Raw genomic sequence first — 3,589 nt, 5'->3', positions numbered from 1 at the left:
CTCTTCAGAAGCTATTGTTACTGCTGTTCAAAAAGGGAAAGAGATAAAATCTGACCGAATAGATTCTGAGGATGGGAGCTACCGGATAGAAGGTTTAGAAGGAGGGGTTTATGATTTAGTTGTTAGTGCCCACCGGTATTATGAAAATTCCTCTCTGCGAGGAATAACTGTAATTGCCTTTGAAAATTCTGCTGATCATAATATCACCTTGAAAGAGAAACCCTTAGGCTCCATTAGCGGAAGGATTACCCCGGCTTCCGTAAGGGTATTTATTACTGCCAGCCGTGGCAGCTTAAGAGATGGCAGTGATTTGGCAGATGAAGATGGAAATTACAAGATAGAAGACTTAATGAAGGGGACTTACATTTTAGTAGCAGAAGCTGATGGGTTCTCTCCCGGATTTATATGGGCTGTGGAAGTAACAGCAGGCAAAGATACAGGAGGGCAGGACATTACCCTGAAACCTCTATCTACCGTAGGGTCAATCAGCGGGGTAATCACTCCTCCATTGGCTAGGGCGAGGGTGCATGTTCTTCAGAATGGAGAAGAAATAACCGTTGAGCTTACAAACGATGACGGCAGTTATCATATCTGGAATCTAAAGGAAGGTCTCTATGATTTAGAAGTGACCAGCGCCTATGGTTATTATTCAGATACCTCGATGGTCGATATTGAGGTTGTGGCTGGAGAAGAATCTCCAGATCATAATGTTACTCTCACTTTAATACCCACAGGGTCTATTAGTGGTAAAATTACTCCTTTATTCCCAGGTAAAGATATATGGTTTACTTTAAAAGGCGAATTTGGGAGTTCTTTCTCTACAAATCCAGACTCTGAATATAAAATAAATCCGGAAAATGGCCATTATGTAATAGAAGAAGTAGAAGAAGGAATTTATGATTTGGTAATAGAAGAGACTGTTTATTATTCCGAATATCTTTTAAAAGATATTGTGGTAGTAGCTGGGCAAGATTCACCCAATCATGATGTTGTTTTGACTCCAAAACCTGCCCGGGGGTCTATTAGTGGAACCGTTAGTCCAGCTTCCTCAAACGCAATAGTGACTTTCTACAAGGCCGGGGAGATAATAGATTGGGTGGAGGATAAGATAGACCCTACTGACGGAAATTACAGTAGTGGCTTTCTATTAGAACCAGGGATATATGACTTGGAAGTAACTGCTGAAAAAGGTTATCAGAGAAACACCTCATTAAAAGGGATCGAGGTAATTTCAGGGGAGGATTCATCAGGTAATAATATTACCTTAGTAAAACCATCTTTGCCTGTAGGAAGTAATTCTCTGCATACTGGTAAGGGTTATATGTATTTTAGTTTAAAAGAAGGGGGTGCAATCTATGACCCGCAATACGATTTTGCCCTTGGGATGGAGTCTCCTGAGATACCAATTATTAAAGTAGCTGAGTGGTTTGATACAGCCGGGGTCATTGATCTGGGGCCTATTCATATGACAGAAGTAACTACAGTTCCTTTAGATGGATATGCCGTGAAAATTCCAATTATTGAACAACATAGCTATGCCATTAGAACCCCCGATGGTCATTACGGAGTAATATACAGTGCTCATCTTGTTGTAAGGAAAGGCAGTGTACTTCAAGGAAACTACCGGGTGCTATATTTTGATTGGGTCTATCAGCCAGATGGGACGAGGAGTTTCTACTGGTAGCAAGATTTCTATATCGCAATGTTTCTGAGCCGTCGATGAGTATGGCTTGAAGGAGGTGATGGAAAGAACTGTCCATACTCATCTGTCCCTCTGAGGGAGTGAAATAACTTACCTTCATTTCCCAAAAAGAGGATAAAAATGGGGGTTCTTACCCCCAAATTCATTGGTTTCTGGTTTTTCACAAAACCAAAGTAGGATCAGGATAGTATGCAAAAAAGGGAGGGGAAATACATGAGAAATGTACTTAAATTAGTGGGATTAGTAGTCAGTCTGAGCTTTATTATGTTGTCTCCGACTATCTCGAAAGCTTTGTCGGTATTCCCAAAATCGCCTGAAGATGCCGAAAGAAAACTTGCTTCGAGTTTGTTAAAAGGGACGCAGAATGTTCTTATCGTCCTGGTCAAGACTCCAAACAAGCCATTAATAGACCAGCACTTACCTTACCCTGAGGACTGGAGGAAGTCAGAATATGAAAAAAGCATCGCGACAGGTCTTGATAGCTACTACAGAGAGGTGTCTTATGGGAAATTCGGGTTGTCAGTGAAGGTTATCGATTGGGTTGACGTTCCAGATGATATCTCCGATAAGCATAAAAGGGCAAATAAAGCATTAGATTTAGTATTTAGCAACACTAATATTAAGCCCGGTGACTATGATAAAGATGGGAATAAGGAATTTGATTTTATTTTAATCTTTGACACTAAAGCCCCACGAGGAGATTCAGAGGCTACGTCAATGAAACTCGAAGGGGTAAAGCCTGCTGAAACTGAAATTTCAGGGACTGGAAAGAAGCTTGATTGGTATGTATATATGCGTCCGAGTCGTGAGCTTGCATTGGTTGCTCATGAATTTGGTCATCTGTTGGGATTGTTAGATATGTATTCGTCGGTTTTCGTAAAAGGTACTATTGGAGACATTGGCAGATGGGGGCTAATGTCCGGGGCAGAAATTCATGGGACACCTTATAGCCATCTTTGTGCATATTCAAAAGTCAAACTGGGATGGGCTACACCGATAGAATTAGATCAATCAGGGAATCGAATTATCAAAGCGGCTGAAATCAAGGATTATGGGAGCATATATCGCATTTCTACCAGTAAGCCTAATGAATATTTTCTATTAGAATATCGACAACGAAGCGGATATGATCAAGACCTTCCGGGTGAGGGCATTCTAATCTGGCATATTGATTTAAATGTAGGTTGAGGAAATGAAAGTGGACATTATCGTGTTGAATTGGTCTGTGCTGATGGGGAATTGGATCCCGATCCACTGCATCCAACGGCCCATGCCGGTGACCCTTTTTCTGGCTCAACAAACACCACTTCTTTTACTGCCAGGTTGTATGATGGATCTGATCCCGGTATAAAGATAACCGAAATAAGTCGAGGCTCTCGATGGTCTGGTAGAACATGGTATTATAGGGGCCGCCCTTTGAAGTACGAAGGACATGATATGTCTTTTCACTTTTCCCGTGAAGGAGGAAAGCCAGCGGAAAATGTTACTGTATGGCCGGGTGATACCAACAACGATAGGACAGTCAATGAAATTGATATGCTCCCGATAGCGTCTTATTGGTTGAGGCATGGACCAGCCAGATATAATTATTCTGGGATTAATGGATCGGGCTGGTGGAGTGAGCATCGTCGCGTCATTCGATGGTGGTACGCTAACCTCTGGTCTGCTCGGACAGTGCCGGTCTGGAACAACTCTGAAGCCACTTATGTTGATGCCAACGGAGATGGATTTGTAAATGAGTCGGATACGACTACTATAATTTGGACTTTGGACAAAATGACCACTACAAATCCAAAAATCAACATGAGGCAAGGACGCCGAAGTCGCTTCCCATCGAGCTTCTCTGCAACAGGAAGTGACTCCAGGGGGAGACACCGGGAATTATTC

3 protein-coding genes are annotated in these 3,589 nt (G+C 42.2%); all 3 read left to right on the top strand.

Going from position 1 to position 3,589, the window contains the following annotated elements:
* Positions 1-1,684 (top strand): carboxypeptidase-like regulatory domain-containing protein (locus tag AB1797_13540; protein MEW5768609.1); only part of this gene is annotated, 1,684 nt, incomplete at its 5' end.
* A 231-nt stretch (positions 1,685-1,915) separates the two neighbouring features.
* Positions 1,916-2,890, top strand: a complete 975-nt coding sequence (locus AB1797_13535; protein MEW5768608.1) for a M6 family metalloprotease domain-containing protein — start codon at positions 1,916-1,918, stop codon at positions 2,888-2,890.
* Between the two features lie 249 nt (positions 2,891-3,139).
* Positions 3,140-3,589 (top strand): dockerin type I domain-containing protein (locus tag AB1797_13530; GenBank protein ID MEW5768607.1); only part of this gene is annotated, 450 nt, incomplete at its 3' end.

Source organism: bacterium, from assembly GCA_040753085.1.
GTDB lineage: Bacteria > UBA9089 > JASEGY01 > JASEGY01 > JASEGY01 > JASEGY01.
Note: the sequence above shows the minus strand (reverse complement) of the source record. Positions and strands in the feature narration are given on the sequence as shown.